This is a genomic window from Methylophaga sulfidovorans, from assembly GCF_900114205.1.
GTDB lineage: Bacteria > Pseudomonadota > Gammaproteobacteria > Nitrosococcales > Methylophagaceae > Methylophaga > Methylophaga sulfidovorans.
Window position 1 is genome coordinate 1 of record NZ_FOSH01000013.1, and the last position, 20,049, is coordinate 20,049.

General features: G+C 40.8%; 21 protein-coding genes. 11 read left to right on the forward strand and 10 right to left on the reverse strand.

Features of this window, described 5'->3' with window-relative positions:
* The coding region (locus BM232_RS10915) for a transposase (protein ID WP_143092283.1) at window positions 1–312 on the reverse strand (312 nt) is incomplete at its 3' end.
* A gap of 43 nt (window positions 313–355) precedes the next feature.
* On the opposite strand from BM232_RS10915, the gene BM232_RS10920 reads away from it, so the two are divergent.
* A complete protein-coding gene (locus BM232_RS10920) occupies window positions 356–835 on the forward strand; it encodes a hypothetical protein (protein ID WP_177207312.1) in 480 nt (159 codons plus the stop codon).
* Here BM232_RS10920 and BM232_RS10925 read toward each other — a convergent pair.
* The 3 genes from BM232_RS10925 to BM232_RS10935 all read right to left on the reverse strand — a co-directional run bounded on the left by BM232_RS10925 (window position 832) and on the right by BM232_RS10935 (window position 3,294).
* A complete protein-coding gene (locus tag BM232_RS10925; RefSeq protein ID WP_091714587.1) occupies window positions 832–1,293 on the reverse strand; it encodes a MarR family winged helix-turn-helix transcriptional regulator in 462 nt (153 codons plus the stop codon). The two genes, BM232_RS10920 and BM232_RS10925, sit on opposite strands and share 4 nt — an antisense overlap.
* 207 nt (window positions 1,294–1,500) lie before the next feature.
* Complete coding sequence (locus BM232_RS10930; RefSeq protein WP_091714590.1) at window positions 1,501–1,887, reverse strand: hypothetical protein; 387 nt, start codon at window positions 1,885–1,887, stop codon at window positions 1,501–1,503.
* A gap of 108 nt (window positions 1,888–1,995) precedes the next feature.
* Window positions 1,996–3,294, reverse strand: coding sequence for a mechanosensitive ion channel family protein (locus tag BM232_RS10935; protein ID WP_091714592.1), 1,299 nt, complete (start codon window positions 3,292–3,294; stop codon window positions 1,996–1,998).
* Window positions 3,295–3,420: 126 nt separating this feature from the next.
* Between BM232_RS10935 and BM232_RS10940 the strand changes: the two genes are divergently transcribed.
* Window positions 3,421–4,155, forward strand: a complete 735-nt coding sequence (locus BM232_RS10940; protein ID WP_091714594.1) for an SDR family oxidoreductase — start codon at window positions 3,421–3,423, stop codon at window positions 4,153–4,155.
* A gap of 60 nt (window positions 4,156–4,215) precedes the next feature.
* Here BM232_RS10940 and BM232_RS10945 read toward each other — a convergent pair whose 3' ends face one another.
* Window positions 4,216–4,422 carry a cold-shock protein gene (locus BM232_RS10945; protein WP_007145321.1) on the reverse strand — a complete coding sequence of 69 codons (207 nt, stop codon included), beginning with the start codon at window positions 4,420–4,422 and terminating at the stop codon, window positions 4,216–4,218.
* Between the two features lie 457 nt (window positions 4,423–4,879).
* Here BM232_RS10945 and BM232_RS10950 point away from each other — a divergent pair, with 457 nt between their 5' ends.
* Together BM232_RS10950 and BM232_RS10955 are read left to right on the forward strand one after the other, a co-directional pair.
* Complete coding sequence (locus BM232_RS10950; protein WP_177207313.1) at window positions 4,880–6,703, forward strand: CHASE domain-containing protein; 1,824 nt, start codon at window positions 4,880–4,882, stop codon at window positions 6,701–6,703.
* Window positions 6,704–6,776: 73 nt separating this feature from the next.
* A complete protein-coding gene (locus BM232_RS10955; RefSeq protein WP_091714600.1) occupies window positions 6,777–7,829 on the forward strand; it encodes a DUF3080 domain-containing protein in 1,053 nt (350 codons plus the stop codon).
* On the opposite strand, the gene BM232_RS10960 is transcribed toward BM232_RS10955, so the two are convergent.
* Window positions 7,824–8,828: a sensor domain-containing diguanylate cyclase gene (locus BM232_RS10960; RefSeq protein ID WP_091714602.1), complete on the reverse strand. Its 1,005-nt coding sequence runs from the start codon at window positions 8,826–8,828 to the stop codon at window positions 7,824–7,826. The genes BM232_RS10955 and BM232_RS10960 overlap by 6 nt on opposite strands.
* 290 nt (window positions 8,829–9,118) lie before the next feature.
* On the opposite strand from BM232_RS10960, the gene BM232_RS10965 reads away from it, so the two are divergent.
* Together BM232_RS10965 and BM232_RS10970 are read left to right on the forward strand one after the other, a co-directional pair.
* Window positions 9,119–11,515: a phosphoketolase family protein gene (locus BM232_RS10965; RefSeq protein WP_091714605.1), complete on the forward strand. Its 2,397-nt coding sequence runs from the start codon at window positions 9,119–9,121 to the stop codon at window positions 11,513–11,515.
* 4 nt (window positions 11,516–11,519) lie between these two features.
* Window positions 11,520–12,737, forward strand: coding sequence for an acetate/propionate family kinase (locus tag BM232_RS10970; RefSeq protein ID WP_091714607.1), 1,218 nt, complete (start codon window positions 11,520–11,522; stop codon window positions 12,735–12,737).
* Window positions 12,738–12,774: 37 nt separating this feature from the next.
* Here BM232_RS10970 and BM232_RS10975 read toward each other — a convergent pair whose 3' ends face one another.
* Window positions 12,775–13,050, reverse strand: a complete 276-nt coding sequence (locus BM232_RS10975) for a cupin domain-containing protein (RefSeq protein ID WP_091714610.1) — start codon at window positions 13,048–13,050, stop codon at window positions 12,775–12,777.
* Window positions 13,051–13,226: 176 nt separating this feature from the next.
* Between BM232_RS10975 and BM232_RS10980 the strand changes: the two genes are divergently transcribed.
* Window positions 13,227–14,342 carry an HD-GYP domain-containing protein gene (locus BM232_RS10980; RefSeq protein ID WP_177207314.1) on the forward strand — a complete coding sequence of 372 codons (1,116 nt, stop codon included), beginning with the start codon at window positions 13,227–13,229 and terminating at the stop codon, window positions 14,340–14,342.
* Between the two features lie 44 nt (window positions 14,343–14,386).
* Here BM232_RS10980 and BM232_RS10985 read toward each other — a convergent pair whose 3' ends face one another.
* Both BM232_RS10985 and BM232_RS10990 read right to left on the reverse strand, forming a co-directional pair.
* Window positions 14,387–14,710: a hypothetical protein gene (locus BM232_RS10985; protein ID WP_091714616.1), complete on the reverse strand. Its 324-nt coding sequence runs from the start codon at window positions 14,708–14,710 to the stop codon at window positions 14,387–14,389.
* A gap of 70 nt (window positions 14,711–14,780) precedes the next feature.
* A complete protein-coding gene (locus BM232_RS10990; protein WP_091714618.1) occupies window positions 14,781–15,725 on the reverse strand; it encodes an AEC family transporter in 945 nt (314 codons plus the stop codon).
* 93 nt (window positions 15,726–15,818) lie between these two features.
* Between BM232_RS10990 and mtgA the strand changes: the two genes are divergently transcribed.
* Complete coding sequence (gene mtgA, locus BM232_RS10995; RefSeq protein ID WP_091714620.1) at window positions 15,819–16,517, forward strand: monofunctional biosynthetic peptidoglycan transglycosylase; 699 nt, start codon at window positions 15,819–15,821, stop codon at window positions 16,515–16,517.
* A gap of 51 nt (window positions 16,518–16,568) precedes the next feature.
* Here the strand turns inward: mtgA and BM232_RS11000 are convergent, their stop codons facing one another.
* Window positions 16,569–17,120 (reverse strand): hypothetical protein, encoded by a 552-nt coding sequence (locus BM232_RS11000; RefSeq protein ID WP_091714622.1) that lies wholly within the window; start codon window positions 17,118–17,120, stop codon window positions 16,569–16,571.
* 175 nt (window positions 17,121–17,295) lie between these two features.
* On the opposite strand from BM232_RS11000, the gene BM232_RS11005 reads away from it, so the two are divergent.
* The 3 genes from BM232_RS11005 to BM232_RS11015 all read left to right on the forward strand — a co-directional run bounded on the left by BM232_RS11005 (window position 17,296) and on the right by BM232_RS11015 (window position 20,006).
* Window positions 17,296–18,345, forward strand: a complete 1,050-nt coding sequence (locus BM232_RS11005; RefSeq protein WP_245752920.1) for a porin — start codon at window positions 17,296–17,298, stop codon at window positions 18,343–18,345.
* The gene (locus BM232_RS11010) at window positions 18,308–18,712 is read left to right on the forward strand and encodes a helix-turn-helix transcriptional regulator (protein WP_245752922.1); all 405 of its coding nucleotides are present in this window, start codon (window positions 18,308–18,310) and stop codon (window positions 18,710–18,712) included. The genes BM232_RS11005 and BM232_RS11010 overlap by 38 nt, the downstream gene beginning before the upstream one ends.
* Window positions 18,713–18,929: 217 nt before the next feature.
* Complete coding sequence (locus BM232_RS11015) at window positions 18,930–20,006, forward strand: NAD(P)-dependent alcohol dehydrogenase (protein WP_091714624.1); 1,077 nt, start codon at window positions 18,930–18,932, stop codon at window positions 20,004–20,006.
* Window positions 20,007–20,049 lie beyond the last annotated feature (43 nt).

Sequence of the window (20,049 nt, forward strand, 5' to 3'; positions counted from 1 at the left end):
AGGTATAACTACCGTAAATACCATGCCATTGCGCTTTAGCAGGCCAAACACCGGCACTTTACCTCCAGCCCCTCGGCCTCGCTTACCTTTGCGACTGCCACCGAAATAACTTTCATCAGCTTCGATCTCACCTTCTAATAATTCAAGGTGTTCACTATGCTCATAAATCAACGTCCTTAAACGTTGAAAATAGCCAATGGCTGTTTTCACATTCACACCAACTAAAGATGCTGCGGTGCGGGCTGTTACTCCCCCTACAAATAACTCAATTAATCGCTGTTGCTTGTACCAGCTCAATCGGCTTTTTCTCATGCTCAGATAATACCTTTTTAAGTATTATCTGGATCAGCCCCTTTTGTTTTTATCTGATCAATGGGGTTTCAGAATTGGGATCATCTTGATGGTGATGATTACCGCAATAGCTACATTGTCATCCATCGTTGGTATTAACCAAAAACGTCTTTTATTTAAAAGTGTCTTGTTCTTATCAATTCTGCGTTTGCTGATTCCTGTTTCCGTTATGTTCAGCGCAACACTTCAGGGACTGATGCAGTCTCAAAGAGATGAAGCGGTAATGGTATTGGAAAGTACCCAGAATGAAGTGGAGACGTTAACCAACCGTGAACAGGAACAATCCAAAGGCTGGTTTGATAACTTAAAGGGTAAACTGAATATAGAAGCGAAGCTTCAGCAGATAAGACAGCAAGCAGACCGTGCCGTGCATGCAGCAGTTTATCTACTTGCTGAATTTGTTTTATTGATGTTACTAATGCCAGTATTAACGCTTTGGTTACTCTTTAAAATAACAACGGCTTTATATCAAATAAAAGGTTAAAGCATTTTCTCTATAGCTTCTTCACGTTTATTCAGACTGTTAGTTAATTCGTTAAGCGTACCCAGTAACTCAAAAAATTCAGATGATGAAAGGTTTGTCTGGCAGGCAACTTTTGTCTGAACCTCTGCAATAAGTGGTTCAAGCTGTTTAGCTTTATCCGTTAGAAATAGGCGTACAACTCGTTCATCTTCATCTGTGCGAACTTTCTCTACTAATTCTGCTGCCTGAAGGCGCTTAATGATAGGAGATAATGTTCCCGAGTCTAATTTGAGCTGCCGCATAACATCTTTAATGGCGATGCCATCTTTTTCCCATAATACGACAAGAACAAGGTATTGGGGATAAGTCAGATCATACTCGTTCAATAAACTGCGATAAAAACGTGTGATGCTATTCGTAGCAGTGTATAAAGCAAAACACAGCTGATTATCGAGTCTCAAGTTATCAAAATTTGACATTCGTTGATTCCTTAATTTTTTGCTTATTACCATTGCTACGATGCAATAGAGGTACATTCGCAGGACGGTTAAATTGTTTATCGTACCAGTAAGTGCGTTAATTATAGAGTGTAACTCGAGCAACGCAAATCGGATTTATTCTCAGTTCTATAGTCATTTATAGAAAATTAAAAAACTGAATAAATGATATATAGTATCTTAGACTAATTATATTAATCGGAGTTGCGGGAGATTGATACGGATTTGTGCCTTGATATCTTCAACATTGGGTCGAAATACCAGAGGGAAAATTTCATGTTGTGCACCAGCAGAGATAAAGGGTTGTATTTCATAGCCTTCAAAAAAAAGTTCTGCTCTGGCCTGACAGACCTTTTTTATGCCGTCTCTGAAGGACTTATTATTGCTGGCTAACATCTCTGTATTAGCCAGTTTCCAGTTTAATGTCAGCCAATGTTGGTAACAACTCTCAGCTAATTTTTCTGCTGGTGCTGATAAATTCATTGCGCTGTGTGATTCTTTCTCTTTAGCAAAGGTTTGATTCAACACAATAACAGCAATAACGATTAAGGGAGCAAGGATAGCTGTATATCTCATAAATACCTCCCAAAAAATGATAAATGAGCGATGAGATAGTCAATAGCGAAATAGTAACACTAAAATGCTTGTGCGCAAGCATTTTAGTGTTGAAGTCGTTATGGATTGTTAGTTATTAATGATTTTAATTTCACGCTGAGGGAATGGAATTTCTATGTCGTTTTGTCTTAGTGTGTCCCAAATCATTAATAGTAGATCTGCACCGACACGGTTTGGTCCATCATCAATGCCTTCCATCCAGAACTCAACCAGAATATCGATACCTGAGTCAGCAAACCCTTTAATTTCAGCATCAGGCTTTTCTTCCAAAGGGATATCTTCACCACTGATGACTTGTGGATGACTGGCAACAGTGCGGCGAACTAAATCAAATAAAAGGTGTAGATCAGTCTTATAGGCGACCTGAAATTCTAAAGAGTAGCGTTGCTTGGTATTTTTATGGATCCAGTTGGTAAAACTTGTAGTGATGAATTGTTCATTTGGCACCATGATATCTTTGCCATCATAAGTTTCCAATGTAGTTGACCGCATATTGAGCTCACGAATAATGCCACGACGACCATCTTCCATTTCAACAAAGTCACCGACACTAAGAGAGCGATCTAGCAGGAGAATAATTCCGGAAATAAAATTTGATGCGATCGCCTGCAAGCCAAAGCCAAGTCCGACACCAAGCGCACCACCGAAAACAGCCAGTGCAGTGAGATTAATGCCCATTATCTGAAGTAATAATAAGAAAACAACAAAGAATAGAGCGACCTGAAAAAGTTTGGCAAAGACTTCTCTTGTACCTATATCCAAATCATGTTGATTTCGAATGATTTGTTGACCTGCATTATTTGAAAGTCGTCCCAACCAGAACAGGACAGACCCAAAAATCAGCACCCTGGCTACACCATAAGCTGAGATCTCGAAGTTACCAATTTGTAATGAGATGGTTTCAAGATAAGCCACCACTTCATCTAACCAGCCAAATATATGTAAGACTGCAATAGGTAAAATAAACCACAGTGCTAATTTTCTGAAAAGTTGTTTTTCTACGAATCGGGTAATGATGGTATAGAGCATAAATATGACTGCTAAACTCAAGCTGAGCTTCACGAGCCAGGCCTGACCAATAATAGCCATACTGATATCGGCTGCTATTGATAGTGAAAGGACCAGCATTAGCGGTAAGATCAATTCTCTCAGTCTATAAATTCCTTGCCGTACTTGGAGAATAGGTCCTTCAGTGGGCATTTGTCTGAGTAGGGGGGACAGGCTACGTAAAAACCGATTAATGGATAATCCGATGAGTATCGCCAATAGGATTAGGCCGATTTGTGAATAAAATTTTGGACTGCTTAACCAATGCATTAATTGTGTTAGAAATTGTTCAATGACAGTTTGGTAATGCTCGATATCCATGTGACGTTTTTCTTAATTATCTCGGACACAATGTATTTGACTGCTTCTGATAAGGCAAATTTAGCTACTGAACTTTCATACTTCATATCAGTCAGCAAAGTGAATAATTCACTCTAGGAACGCATTATGAATAGCGCATTTTCACTGAAGAATCGGATTGTCTTTATTACTGGAGCAAATAGAGGAATTGGTAAAGCCATCGCTGAAAGCTTACTCAATTATGGCGTAGAGAAAGTTTATCTTGCTGTCAGAGATCTGAGTTCAGTGGCTGATTTTGAAACTCGGTTTGTTGATCGTGTAACGCCTATATATCTCGATTTAAATGAACCTAATTCTATTTTTGCCGCTGCAGCCAATGCTCAGGATGTTGATGTTGTTATTAATAACGCTGGGATTTTGAATGGTTCAGATTCCTTGGCCACGTCAGCTATTGATTCTCTTCAGCATGAGTTTGATATTAATGTGTTTGGCTTAGTCAGAATGGCTCAGGCATTTGCGCCATTACTTAAGCAAAATGGTGGGGGAGCATTTGTACAATTAAATTCTGTTGCATCAATAAGAAGTGTCCCCGAGTTTGCGACTTATGCTGCATCAAAAGCAGCAGCTTATTCATTAACTCAAGCTATCAGACATGACTTGGGTAAACAACACACAGTTGTATTAAGTGTTCATCCCGGGCCTGTAGCAACTGATATGGCAAAGTCGATAGGTCTCGTTGATGCCGAACCTGCTACAGTCGTTGCTGAGGCTATTATCAGTGCATTAGAGGCGGGGGAACCTCATGTTTTTCCCGACAGTAAGGCAAAACAACTCTGGGCAGAGTATGAAAGTTTTGCCAGAAATGTGATTGAGAATATTTAATTACAGACAAAAAAAAGCCCCGTAAAACGAGGCTTTTTTTCTTTTCTGTAAACAAATGTCTTACAGAGCAGTAATGTTTTCTGCTTGAGGGCCTTTAGCACCTTGAGTTACAGTGAACTCAACACGTTGACCTTCATTCAGGGTTCTGAAACCGTCACCTTTGATTTGGCTGAAATGAGCAAAAACGTCTGGGCCAGACTCTTGTTCAATAAAACCAAAACCTTTAGCTTCGTTAAACCATTTAACAGTACCAGTAGTTGTAGACATAAATAATCCTAATTTCTTAATAAATAATTGAAGTCTCAAAAGGAGACTTTTGGTATAGCTGGAAGTGTGCAGAGTACTTATTAACAAACAGGACGAGCTACTGATGGTAATGCTTCGAAATGAAAAATAAATATTCAGATCAACTTTCAAGCTATGTTCAATGTATAGACAATATAGAGCGGTGTCAAAAATATTTTCATCTGTCAAGACAATCAGTGGATACTAATGATCTCAACGGTAGAACAAAAGGCACGGTCATATGCTGTCATTAGTAGTTTATGCTGCTATATATGACAGAATCATGAAAATGTTGAGCCTATTTCAGGGAGTGTAATTGATCACTAAGTTGTGTGTTATTATCAATTAGCTTGGAAGCTATAAGTTAATGTATTAACGTGACTTTTGTAGGAACGAAGCTCGACTTTATATGTTTCACATAAGGAGTTGGCTCACGGCAATGGAAATATTTCTTTCCAAATACCTAAAAAAACATCCATTATCAGCATGGGTGGCATTATTCTTGTGGCTTATTATTAGTGTCTGTGCCAGCTATCTTTTATTTTCTTTCTTTCATCACCAGGCAATTCAACGTTTTAGTTATGAATCACGTGATGTAGCCAATGCGATTACAGAGCGCATGCATGACTATGAGTTAGCACTACAAAGTGGTAAAGCATTATTTGATGCTAGTGATCAAGTGACAAGAAATGACTGGCGACAATTTGCTGATACGATTCAGTTACAAAAATACTTTCCTGGGATTCAAGCGCTTGGTTATTGTGAGATAGTGTCTTCTGAGTCTGTTGCTAAACATATTCAAATAATTCGTTCACAAGGTTTTCCTAATTACACTGTTAAAAGAACAGGGAAACATAAGCAATATAGTCCCATTATCTATATCGAACCTTTCGACTTGCGCAATAAACTTGCTTTAGGTTTTGATATGTTTTCTGACTCCGTGCGTCAAAAAGCCATGGATTTAGCCGTAGAGACTAATCAGGCCGCAACTACGGGAAGAGTTGCTTTGGCACAACAGGCAGAGCAAGCCGTTCAGTACGGGTTTCTAATGTATATACCTGTTTACCGTCACAATAAAGCGCTTAGTTCTGTAGATGATCGTGAGCGGGCATTGAAAGGATTTGTTTTCGGTAGTTTTAGAGTTGACGATCTGATGCAGGGTATTCTGGACTTTGGACAGGAGCAATTAGGTTTTGAAATCTATGATGTGGGTGAAAATGATGGAGGTTTACTTTATAACAATTCAGCTAGCGAACAGTCAGTGCTTTCAGATGGTGCTGACTACAAAAGATTCAAACAGACGTATGATTTAAATGTGGCGGGCAGACCCTGGCAGCTTATTGTTTATAGTCATCCCGATTTTTTGACTTTATCAGAACGTTATCTTCCTATTTTTATTGTCATTATCTTTAGCCTCTTTGGTGGATTTCTTTTCTATTTCATCTCTTTTTTATCAAGAGAGCGTGGTTATGCTCACCGAGAAGCTGTTAAAGCAAACCAACAAAAGAAAGCAATAACACAACATTTACAATTAGCAGCTAATGCAGCCAATCTGGGGTTGATGGAGTGGGACTTACATACGGACAAAGTGTATCTGGATAAAAGAATGCTCTCTATTTATGGATTGAAGCCGGATAAATTTCATGGATCTTATACAGAATGGCAGCAGACATTGCATCCAGATGATCGTGAGCGGGTATTGATGTCATTAGCCAAGGCTTCCCAGTTTGAAGAAAGGTTTGAACTCGCATTCAGAATCATTGTAAATAATGATATTCGTTATATTCATTCCAGTTTCTCCGTTGAACGTGATGCAATAGATAATCCTCTGAGTATTATTGGCTTTTCGGCTGATGTTACTGAAAGACATGATGTTGATGTTCAATTACGAGAAAAAAACTGGCGTATAGAAAGTCTATTAGAAGGGGCTAACTTAGGCAGTTGGGAGTGGAATATACAAACAGGTGATGCGATATATAACGAGCGCTGGGCAGAGATGATTGGTTATAAATTATCAGAGTTAATGCCTACCACGATTGATACCTGGAAAAAATACTGCCATCCAGATGATAGTCTTGCTGCAGAAGAACAGTTGCAACAACACTTTAAAGGTGAGACAGATTATTTTGAAATGACAATACGGATGCGTCGCAGAAATGGTTCCTGGAAATATATCTTTAGCAGAGGAAAGTTATTTTCCAGAACGGATGAAGGTTTGCCTCTCCTGATGTTTGGTACATCTCAGGATATCACTGAACAATGAACGACCATTAATTGATAGTGTTAGCATCATTTTCACCCGCCGAAAGCTATTGAGCAATGCGTCTCGACCCTTTATGTTGAATATAAAATATGTATTTTTATTGATGCTGGTTTTTCTACTGACTTCATGTGATCCATTCAGTCAACCGGAATCAATGATGGATGAATATCTGATTCGCCTCGCCAGAGTATTGGAGCAGGGCGTGCCTGTTTCAACATTGCCGACATTAACAAAATTACCGAGTAAAAAAGAGCGGACACTAAATATTCCAGAGATAGATGTAAATATGCTGGAATTTTTATCTTTATATGGCTGTGAGTTACAGGTCGTGGTGGCTGAACGCAACTCAATTTTAGGCCGTGTGATGTTACCTATAAACAGGCTTCGTTATGAGATTCGGTTTATACAGTCTGCCAAGCTATGTTTGGCGACTATTGATGACAGCAAAACAGCCGATATTCTTCAAAAAGCAATAGCGCAAAAAATAACTACTCTCCCGGCTGTTTTTTGGAATGCAATATGGTCAACGGAAGAAATAGAGCAACTGCTGACCTATTCAAAAGGCTATGTACCCGTTGATGCTACTTCGACTAATACAATAAAAACAGGTCTGCAGGATCTGCTTGAGTTAAAAAATCAGATCGACAATAAAACATTCGATATCAGTCTGGAGCAATTAGGGATAATACAACAGCAGTGGTTATATTCGCATGTAGCAGGGAAATTATTAAAAAGTGCCCAGTTACTAACGCTAAGACTAAATGAGGCAACAAGCATCATAGATGAAAGACTGAAGGCTAAACCTCTCTGTTACAAACAGCGTGTTACTCCTCAAGCCGAGATCGTACGATCATTTTTCTTTAATATTTATATCGCAAAAGTCCAACCTTACCTGGCGAAAGTGAGTCAGCAGGGGGAATCTATTTTCCCTCTTTTGAATAAGTTGGCTGCTCTACAAGGTGATAATGTGATATCTGATGAATTTCAACGCTACCAGCAACGATATTTAGATACTCAGTCACGCTTCAGTATCTGGCAAAAACTACATCAGGCAATTCAATTACACACTAAAGCCTGGCAACGATTATTAGAACAATGTGGAATGAGGCCTAGCGCTGGTTCATAGTGAATGAGCCATTACGATATTTTTACCAGCATGTTTGGCGGCGTACAGTAATTTATCTGCTTTACCGAGAGCCGTTAAAATACTAGTTTCTTCATTTTCTAGTTGGTAGACACCAATACTCACCGTAATATTAATGGAACGGCCATTGGTGAAATAGAAAATTTCAGATACTTTTTGACGTAATCGCTCAGCCAAAATACTTGCCTGTTTTAGTGTGGTTTCAGGAAGTAAAATGGCAAATTCTTCGCCGCCAATACGGCCAAAAATATCATAAGGACGTTTTGTTGCCTGGATACAGTGACTGAATAGCTTCAACACCTCATCGCCAACTTCATGACCATAAGCGTCATTAATATCTTTAAAATCATCAATATCCATCATCAGTAAACAGACATCGTGATTACTTCTTAAAGTACGTTGCAGTTCTTTATTACTTTCATTAATAAATGCCCGACGGTTCCAGGTTCCTGTTAAATCATCGGTATTGGCCAGGTGTTGCAGGTTTTTTGAGAGAATTTCAAGCTGTTGATTTTTCTCGAGTAGCTCTAAGTTTGATTCGACAATATTCTTAATCTGCAGCATTAACTTTTGTTGCTTTTCAGTATAAGTCGAGGTATCCGTATTCATGACACAAATTGTTCCGAACAACTCGCCATCCGACCAATGTAATGGATACCCCAGATAACTGATTAGTCCGTACTTAACTTCATAACTTTTGTTCCATAACGCATTCTTTCCAATATCAGTGATGTTCAATTTCTGATCTGTTTCCAGGACTATTTCGTTAAATATGCTTGTGCCTGGGGGGAGAAGTTCTCCTTGAGAAAAAGGGTTCTCCTTATTTTGATTTGTGGCATAGATTCGGAGTTGATTTTTTTCTGTATGGACTATGAGTGCAGCAGGAACGTGCATTAACTCTGCGAGAATATCCAGAATAGCCTGCCAATCTTTGAGCAAGTCTGATTCAACTGTTGGGTGCAAAGTTAATTTATTTGTCACGATAAGTCCTTGTGTTAATAACTAAATATTACAGCAGAAGTTATGTCTTCTGGAAATAAAAAACTTGATTTAATACTGATTGTCATGAGTGTCTGCTACTTAGCAGGCACTCTTCTTCATCATACATTCTTGACCTCCATCAATTTTATCCTTATTCCTCTTTATGACGACCAGCAATAAGAGTACGCTGATAGAAACTATCATTTTTATCAAATGTCAGGTCTAGTAAGTCAAACTAATGTCATCTAACTTAGCTAGTCTGCACTGATATACAAAGCAAGGAGTACTCTATGAATAACACATTGCCGGCTTCACCTCTTGATGTAAACGAACTGACTAATATTGATGCTTACTGGCGAGCCTGCAACTACCTTGCTGCCGGCATGATTTATCTACAAGATAATCCGCTACTGCGGGAACCACTCAAAGCTGAACATATTAAAAATCGACTGTTAGGACACTGGGGTGCTAGTCCGGCACTGAGTTTTACCTATGTACATCTGAATAGATTGATTAATAAATATGATCTGGATGCGATTTTTCTAGCAGGTCCTGGTCACGGTGCACCTGGTGTATTAGCCCCTGTATATCTGGAAGGCACCTATTCAGAGGTTTATCCCAATAAAAGTGAAGACATTGACGGTCTGAAACACTTTTTTAAATCATTCTCTTTTCCTGGTGGAATAGGTAGCCACTGCACACCAGAAACACCGGGCTCGATCCACGAAGGCGGAGAGCTGGGGTATAGCGTTTCTCATGCGTTTGGTGCGGCTTATGATAATCCGGATTTAGTTGTGGCAGTCATGGTCGGGGACGGTGAATCTGAAACAGGCCCGCTTGCGACGTCATGGCACTCAAATAAATTTCTTAATCCTAAGACGGATGGCGCTGTTTTACCTATCCTGAATTTAAATGGCTACAAAATAAATAATCCGACCATTTTGTCTCGTATTTCACATGAGGAAATTGAGCAGTTATTTCGTGGCTATGGCTGGACGCCACATTTTGTCGAAGGTGATGACCCTGAACTTATGCATCAAACCATGGCAAAAGTGATGGAAGAATGTGTGGTAGATATTCGCGAGACGCAACAACGAATCAGAGAGTCCGGTAGCGATGAAAGACCACGCTGGCCGATGATTATTCTACGGACACCTAAAGGCTGGACGGGGCCAAAAGAAGTTGATGGCCATAAGGTAGAAGGTTTCTGGCGTGCTCATCAAGTGCCATTAGGCGGTGTTAAAGAGAATCCTGAACATCTTGCCTTGTTAGAAAACTGGCTCAGAAGTTATGAACCTGAAAAATTGTTTACCGAAGATGGACAGCTACAGCCCGAGTTGAAAGCTTTGGCGCCAAAGGGCAATAAACGTATGAGTGCCAGCCGGCATACAAATGGTGGATTGATTAGAAAATCCCTGAAGATGCCTGACTTTCATGATTATGCGGTTTCTATTGATAAACCAGGCCAAAGTCTAGTCGAGAATACCCGGCCTCTTGGCCAGTTTCTTCGCGATATCATGAAGAAAAATATGACTAATTTTCGGGTATTTGGTCCAGATGAGAATAGCTCGAATAAGCTTGATAATATTTATGAAGTGAGCAAAAAAACATGGATGGCCGAATTATTACCTGAAGATCAGGATGGTGGTGAGCTCGCACGTGATGGGCGGGTTATGGAAATGTTATCCGAACACACACTCGAAGGTTGGCTGGAAGGCTATTTATTAACAGGTAGACACGGCTTTTTTGCCAGTTATGAAGCCTTTATTCATGTGATTGATTCAATGTTTAACCAGCATGCGAAATGGTTAGATATCTGTAATAACGTTGCTTGGCGAGCACCGATATCCTCTCTCAACTTATTAATTACATCTACTGTGTGGCGTCAGGATCATAATGGCTTTACTCATCAGGACCCGGGCTTTTTAGATGTTGTCCTGAATAAAAGTCCGAATGTTTGTCGCATTTACCTGCCGCCAGATGTGAATACCTTACTATCGGTAGCAGATCACTGTTTGAAAGCGAAAAATTATGTGAATGTGATTGTGGCCGATAAACAAAAGCATTTCCAATATCTGGATGTCGATGCGGCTATCAAACACTGTACGAAAGGTGTTGGCATCTGGGAGTGGGCAAGTTCAGATGACGGTGTTGAACCTGATGCCGTTGTCGTTGGCTGTGGTGATATTCCGACTCAAGAGGCATTGGCTGCCATCGATCTGATTCACCAATATTTTGATGATTTGAAGATTCGCTTTATCAATGTCGTCGACTTATTCAAACTCATCTCGGATAGTGAGCATCCTCATGGTCTGAGTGACAAAGACTTTGATAGCTTATTTACGAAAGATAAACCGGTGATCTTTAACTTCCACGGCTATCCATGGTTGATTCATCGTCTGATTTATCGTCGTACCAACCATACCAATTTCCATGTTCATGGTTACAACGAAAAAGGCAATATCAATACACCGCTTGAGTTAGCCATCCGTAATCAGATTGATCGCTTTACTATTGCCATGGATATCATTGATAGAGTGGATCGTCTGCAAAGCATCGGCGCTCATGCAAAACAACAACTACGCGATCATCAGATAAGCTGTAGCTTATATGCTTATGAACATGGCGTTGATAAGCCAGAGTTTGGTGATTGGAAGTGGGGTGATTTGTCAGCGATAAAAGAATAAAGTCATGACAAACCAACATGTCATTCTGGTACTTAACAGTGGTAGTTCGTCTGTTAAATATAAATTAATACAGCTTAATGATAAGGCTATTTTATTAGAAGGCCAGATCCAAGGAATTGGTGACTCTTCAGCCTTACACAGTGTTTATGTGGCGGATGAGTTGAATGATAACGTCAATCAGGCTGAGTCTGAGAAAGTAATAGCTGATCATCAAGCTGCTTTCGAAGCGGTTGCGGAAGATATGCAACGCTTTTTTCAGAAGTTTTCAACTATACAGTTAAAGGTGATAGCTCATCGGGTTGTTCATGGTGGTGCCATTTTTTTCGCGCCTGTTGAATTGAGTCGTGATGTTTTAAATAGCATCGAATCCTATCAACATCTGGCACCACAGCATTTACCCGGCAATATTGCAGGCATAAAAACCTGTCAGGAAATATTTTTTGATGTCAGGCAGTTTGCTGTTTTTGATACCGATTTTCATCAGACTATTCCCGAGCATATTTATCGTTATGCTGTACCAGATGACTGGTATAAAAACTATGGTGTGCGTCGTTATGGCTTTCATGGTTTGTCACATCAATATGTGGCTCAGCAGGCAGCACATTATCTGGACAAGCCTCTGAATGGACTTAATTTAATTTCCTTACACCTAGGAAATGGCGCTAGCGCCTGTGCCATAAAAAATGGTCAGAGTTTTGATACGTCTATGGGATTTACGCCTTTGCAGGGCTTGATGATGGGAAACCGCAGTGGCGATCTTGATGCTGCCGTTCCCTTATATATACAAGAGCAGACAGGTATTTCGGCTGAAGACTTAGAGCATCAGCTTAATTTTGAATCTGGTTTAGTGGCTATTACCGGCACACATGATATGGCTGTGATTCAACAACGAGCTGAGCAGGGTGATAAACAAGCAAGTTTGGCGATTCAAATGTATGTTCACCAACTTCGCCGTTATATCGGTGCTTATCTGCTGAGTTTGGGGAGAGTAGATGCTCTGATATTTACTGGTGGTATTGGTGAAAATGCATCGATGATTCGTGAACTGGCCTGTGATGAATTAGGCCGATATGGAGTAGTGATTAACTCAGAAGAGAATAAGCAAATTAAAAACGCGGTTTCAGCGATTCATCACCTGAGGAGTGATGTGCCTATTTTGGTGATAAAAACCGATGAAGAAAAACAGATCGCGACTAACGTTGCTGAACGCTTAGAGCGTTAAAAAGAAAAGGCATCCGTGGATGCCTTTATCAGAAAAACTAGTCGTAGCTGTAATGTTTACGCAGTGTTTTTGTGACTTTCCAGAAGCTTTTCAAACCAGCCGGAAATTCAACATAGTCACCAGCAACAACGGTAACAGGTGCTTCGCCATCTGGTGTAACAACGATTTCGCCTTCTAAAATATAGGCTTTTTCAGTTTCATCGAAGTCTAATCTGAACTCAGTAACAGGACAGTCCCAGATTTCCCAACCAGAAACACCTAATTCCTGCAAACGTGCTTCACTTGGGTTTTTTTCAATTATAATTTCAGGCATAGTGATCTCTAAAATATCAATGTTGATAGCTCAATCTCACAATTGAGTAAGCCGTTTTGCCACAAAGGCAGGCGAATAATAACAGAAAGCAACTAACAAGAAGGATTCTTGTCGCACTCATTAATAGGTTGATAACACTGTTCTTAATGGAAAGTGCAGTGCTCAGGAGGCGTGAAATGGATGCAAAAGTAATATCGCTTCTGGCGAATAAACCCGATACGCTGAATGGTCGCTTACAAGTTCTTCATGAATGTTTGCGACAGAGTTTGCCCCAGACAAAGCAGTCATCTTGCCTGCTTTATGATGAGAAAACAGATTTACTTAAGAAATTTTTGAGTAGTCATCATTTCACTAATGGCGGCTACGACGAATGTATTCATCTCAAATCCAATCAGGCTCTCTTTACATTATGTCAGCAAGAAGAGGGTAAGCTAGTCTCCTTTGATACTGACGACTCTATTTGGCGACATTTTCAACAAGACCCTGACAGTGTGACGGCATTTATCATTCCCATAAAACAAGCACAACGATTCATTGGTTTTGTTTGTTTTGAGACTGAGTTTCTAGCTGAAAACCTGAACGACACAGCAATAAATACTTTGATTTTATATGCTCAGTTTATATCCATGATGATCAATGAAGAATTCTCACTGGTTAATACTCTTCTGGCGACAGTGAGGGCTGCCAGAGATTTCACTGACTTCAGAGATTTTGAAACAGGATTACATCTTGATCGTATGGCCTGTTATGCCAGAATTATTGCCACTCATCTGGCTAAAAAGCATCGCTTGAGTGATGAATTTATTGAACATATGTATTTATTTGCCCGCTTGCATGATATAGGCAAGATTGGAATTTCAGACAGCATACTCAACAAACCGGGTCGTTTAGATGATGCTGAACGCAGCATTATGAAAACGCATGTTAGTAAGGGCGTTGATATGCTTGAGCAAGTGTTGCAGGACTACAATCTGGTTGATATGCGTGATACGGATATGATGCGCAATATTGTTGCTTGCCATCATGAGTATATTGATGGCTCGGGATATCCCAAAGGCTTGAAAGGGGATGATATTCCTCTTGAAGCCAGAATTGCGACTGTGGCAGATATCTTCGATGCTTTGACCTGTCATCGGCCATACAAAAAACCGTGGCCGCTGGAGGATGCAATTGCTGAACTGGAAAAAATGCAACAGGCGAACAAATTGGATGCTGAATGCGTTGCTGCTGTTAGAGAAAACAAAGCCGAGTTTGAAAAGATAATGAAGGAACTCTCTGATGACAAAAAGTAGTTATCACTTGAGAAAACTCTCAAGTGATAACTACTCAATACGATCTAAAATGTTAGCGTGGCTGCCATTTCATCATTGATTTTAACTAAGCAGATCAAATCTTTCTTCAACTTCCATTTACAATCAGACGTTACTGTCATGCCATCATATTGACCTGAAAAATGTCCGTCATCGTAGTTATAAGATAACTGGCCATCAATCACCACATTGCCGTTAATTAATACTTGGTGCTCAAAACTGATTTGATCAAAGCGGCCATAGACTTCCACTTGTTGTTCAGCACCAGCCGGACGATAGTACTGTTTGGGTGATGCAGAGGTGCAACCGAGTAATGTGGCGACAAGTGCTGCAATGATGATCTTTTTCATAAGTGATTCCAGTAAAAAGTAAATAAGCTTATTTATACTACAAAAAACTATTTTGTACGCCTAATGCCATTTACATCAGACTCAATAATAGCGTCAGAGTGAATAGAGAAATAACGGTAGAGAACATAATGGTTTGTGCTGTAATAAATGCATCCCGACGATAAAATTCTGCAAGCATAAAAGGCCCGGTACCTGTCGGTAATGCGGCCAGCAAGACGGCCATCATCGCTAAAGTCCTATCCATATCAAATACCCAGAATGCTAATACGGCGACAAGTAGTGGCTGGATGGCGAGTTTTGTAAATGTTAATACCCAGGCAATATATTTTTCATTGTCATTATCTTTTGCAGACTGAGAATGACTACTTGCCAGAAATAAACCTAAACTTACTAATGCGCATGGACTGGCGGAGTCAGAAAGCAGATTCAGGAAGGTTTCGACACTATTAGGTAAGATAAAACCTGAAGCTGCAATCATTACACCTGCGATAGGAGAGACAACCAAGGGATTGCGGAAAACAGCTAATAACACGCTTTTTAACCGTAAATGTAGCGCTTTCTCGGCTTGTAAACCAGTTTCGATTAACATGATAGCGATAGAAAATAAGATACAAACAACAATAATCGATGCGATAGTCGTGGGCACTTGGCTGGACGAACCAAACACCAAAAATAATAAGGGAAAACCAACATAGCCAGTATTAGAATAGGCTGCTGCCACACCATCGACACTGGCATCAGCTAAATGTTTACCCTGATGTAAGCGCCACAACAGAATAAGTATAAAAATGACCCCAGTACCAAGCAGGTAAACATTGATAAAAGCAGGGAGAAATAAAGCCTGCCAATGGCTATGTGCCATAATGTCAAATAATAAGGCAGGTAAGGCAAGCCAAACGACATAACGATTTAATTCACTGGCTGCAGTAGGGCCAAGCACACCGGTTTTTCTACTGATAAAACCTGCCGCAATCAGCCCGAAAATGGGTAACAGAATAGAAAGTGTATTGAGCATGAGAGATATAGCTTTGTATCGCAATACTCAATGATATCAGGATGATCGTTAGGTGCCTAATTAATAAGGCATAAGGAAAAGACAAAGGCAGATATGCTGAATAAAATCAGACGTTTTTTTATAAAGTTAATACTCTACGGTATGTTGGGCTGGTTGGTGTTAAGCCTACTTATCGTACTGCCTTTTCGTTGGCTAAATCCGCCAGTCAGTATGGTCATGTTGGAGCGTTGGCTGACTCATGATAACTACACGATTCAGCAAACCTGGCTGAATTGGGATCAGATTCCTAAAAAAGTGGCACTTGCGGTGATTACTTCCGAAGATCAGCGTTTCCCTTTGCATCAGGGCTTTGATGTTGATGCGATTATGAAAGCGCTTAATGAAGCTGAGGACGGCGGTCGATTACGCGGTGCAAGTACCATCAGTCAGCAAGTCGCTAAAAATATGTTTCTGTGGACTGGCAGAAGTTGGGTAAGAAAAGGTTTGGAAGTCTGGTTTACTTTTTTAATTGAGTTGACCTGGGGGAAACAACGCATCCTTGAGGTGTATTTGAATATTGCTGAGTGGGGCAAAGGTGTTTTCGGTATTGAGGCGGCCAGTGAATATCACTTTGGTAAACATGCATCACAACTGACAGATATGCAGGCGGCGTTATTAGCCTCCACTTTACCTAGCCCGTTGAAATATGATCCGGCGAGGCCAGCACGACATCTTATCGATAGAGCACATTGGAATTTAGCTCAGCAACGTAAATTAGGTGGTACAAACTGGTTAGCACCGATTTCAGAATAAAAAAAACCGCCAGTACTAGAAGGGGTACTGGCGGTACCGAGGACGAGAGAGTTATTTAAGCCAGACTTTCCAGCCTTTCTCTGCCATACACTCAATAAAGCCAACGGTAACCTGACTAAAATTACCGTTGATTGGGTGCTCTTTACTTAAACCATCTTTGCATACCCGACCTTCTGCGAATAATTGATCCGGACCTGCACCGGCTTTCCACCATGAACTCACACTGACTGCTTGTAATGGATCGGCAGGTAATGGGGCGGGCTCAATTTCAGTTTCTATTGTCTTTTCAGCGATAAACTGATCGGGAGTGCTTTTTGTATAGCTGCCATGGATAACAGCTTTATTTGCTGGGCTTCCTGTCTTGGCAGCTTCTTCATTCGCTTTATTATCTAAATCTAAAACAATCCAGCCATTTTCTTTTAAGCATTTTTTGGTTTGTGCTTCCGTATTGGTACTGGCTGCACACACATTTTTTTCTTGCTGAAAATCATGAGCTGTTGCACCGCGTTTATAACTGAACTTACCACAAGCAGTGAGTGACAGTCCCACTATAGAGAGTGAAACGATAGCAATAACCTTACTAATTTTTCGCTTTTGAAACATCGGTCTTCCCTTGATGACTCTTCAACATGGCTACAGGTTACCTGAACACGTCTGATCTGTTTCTACGCAATTTGACGTATTCAAGCTTCTAGGCCAGCTCACTAGTATTGCTCCTGACGCGAACATCACGTTTGCGACTTTTTCTTTTCTCGGATGGCTAACAGGGGCAATTAGAATGAAAATGAAACTCAACTCTCTCACCTACGCAGTGGCGCTTGCCAGTTCTGCATTGATGGCACCAAGCGTGTCACAAGCAGCCGGCACAATCACTTTTGGTGAAGATCAATATGTCAGCGTCGGTTTTGGCATGCGTGGCAGCTACACCAGTGCAGAAGATGGCGCTGATGATGGTGGTCGTTCAAATGACTTCAATCTGGACAGTGCCAGACTTTATGTTTCAGGTTCGTTGAACAAATACATCAAAGGTATGTTTAACACTGAAATGAACAGCGATGAATCAATGAAAATCATCGATGCTGCTGGTATTTTTCAATTTACGCCTGATGTAGCCATCTGGGCTGGTCGTTTCCTTTCTCCAAGTAGCCGCGCCAATATGGCTGGTCCTTATTACACCTCAGGTGATGGTTACTGGCAAAACATTGCAGCACGTTATGGTTGGAATGGCGGCACCATCGGTCGTGACGAAGGTGTGGCTCTAGTAGGTACTACTTTAGACCAGCGTCTTGCCTATTCATTTGGTGCTTTTGAAGCAGACAAAATCTTTTATTACAGCCTAGGTGAAGGTGCAGCAACTAAAACCGCTTTCAATGAAGGCGATGCAGCAGTCAAAGGCTTAAAAGCAAGTGATGACTTAATGTATGCCGGTCGCTTGCAATATAGCTTCTGGGATAAAGAGCCTGGTTATTACGGTACGGGTAACTACCTGGGACAAAAAGATATTTTCACCATTGGTATCTTTGGCCGCTCAAAACAAGACGGTGCCATTTCAACAACTGAAGTTGGTGACTACAGCCAATACGGTGCGGATTTGTTAATTGAGAAAAAACTGGCTGCTGGCGCCGTATCTTTTGAAGCCGCTTATTACGATTACGACACTGATGACGTGTTCAAGTCTGAGCAAGGCGATGCTTACGCGGTAGGTGCTGGTTATATCTTCAACCAAAAAGTCGGTTGGGGACAGTTCATGCCTTTTGTTCATTACCAAGACTTCGATGCAGATAACAAGGTTGAAACCAAGCGTACTGTGGATTCAACAATTAAGTGAAGGTGGTAAAAAACGGTTACGACCGCTGATGATTAATCATCCCACCGGACGTTTAATTTTTACCCCAGCCGATATTCGTAATGATGAACAATGGCTAATCTTGTTGCGTGAGGAGTCAGAAGCGGCACAGGTGGAAGCCTTGAAAGCCGTATTTAATCTCACCAAGCGTGAAGCAGAGGTATTGCACTGGGTCATTTTAGGTAAAACCGATAAGAGTATTGGCGAAATCCTTGGCACCAGTCCCAGAACGGTGAATAAACATATGGAACATGTGTTTGTTAAATTAGGCGTTGAGACCCGAACGGCTGCTGCTTCATTGGCTGTGACCAAGCTACATACCTTAAGCGGCCATGGTGAGAATAGCTAAAAGCCTAATGATTGCCTGTTCTGCTGTTGCGGCTGACCATTTTTGTCTCGCTTAGTTAGAAATGAAGCACAATCATACCAACTAAAAAAACGCGTTTTTTGCCTGGCTTAAAGTTAAATAAAATAGACTTGATCCATGTCATAACACAGTAACTTTCATAGTGTTATCGTAATACTTACTAGATGACTTTACAGTAGTTATTGCAAGGAGCGTTGACATGACAGGTATGATGAAAGCCGCCACCTTTATTGAAAAAGGTCGTATTGAAATTGTTGAGAAACCCATTCCTGATATTGGTGATAATGATGCCTTGCTTCGTATCACCACAACGACAATTTGTGGCACAGATATACACATTCTCAAAGGTGAATATCCCGTTGAGCAGGGATTAACGATTGGTCATGAACCGGTCGGTGTCATCGAAAAATTAGGTAAAAATGTCCAAGGTTATAAAGAAGGTCAACGTGTTATTGCCGGGGCAATTTGTCCCAGTTTTCAGTCTTATGCCTGCCAAGATGGTCTGCCATCACAAGATGGTGGTTGTCATAGCCATGGTTATAAGCCTATGGGCGGCTGGCGTTTTGGCAATACCATCGATGGCGCACAAGCTGAGTTTTTAGTCGTGCCGGATGCACAGGCCAATTTAGCCCCGGTGCCCTATGGTTTAACGGATGAACAAGTGTTGATGTGTCCCGACATTATGTCTACCGGCTTTGCTGGAGCAGAATCAGCAAATATAAAGATTGGTGATATTGTTGCAGTGTTTGCCCAAGGACCGATTGGTTTGTGTGCGACAGCAGGAGCCAGATTAAAAGGTGCCAGTCTGATAATTGCGATTGATGGCATTGATGAACGTTTATCTTATGCCCGACAGTTAGGGGCGGATATCACCTTGGATTATCGTAAAGTCGATATCATCTCTGAAATCATGAAAATCACTGGTGGCCGTGGTGTTGATGCGGTGATTGAAGCTTTGGGTACACAACAAACCTTTGAGTCAGCCTTACGTGTATTAAAACCGGGCGGGACTTTATCCAGTTTAGGTGTCTACTCAACTGATTTAACAATTCCACTAGATGCCTTCAGTGCCGGCCTCGGTGATCACAAAATCATCACTAGCTTATGTCCTGGTGGTAAAGAGCGTATGCGGCGATTGATGAACGTCATTGAATCCGATCGTGTTAACTTGCAGGATATGGTGACTCATCGCTATAAACTGGATGATATTGTGGATGCTTATGACCTATTTTCTCATCAACGTGATGGGGTACTAAAAGTAGCGATAACAATGTGATTTTTCGTTAATTCAGACACAGTTTCTACTATTCAAAACAAGC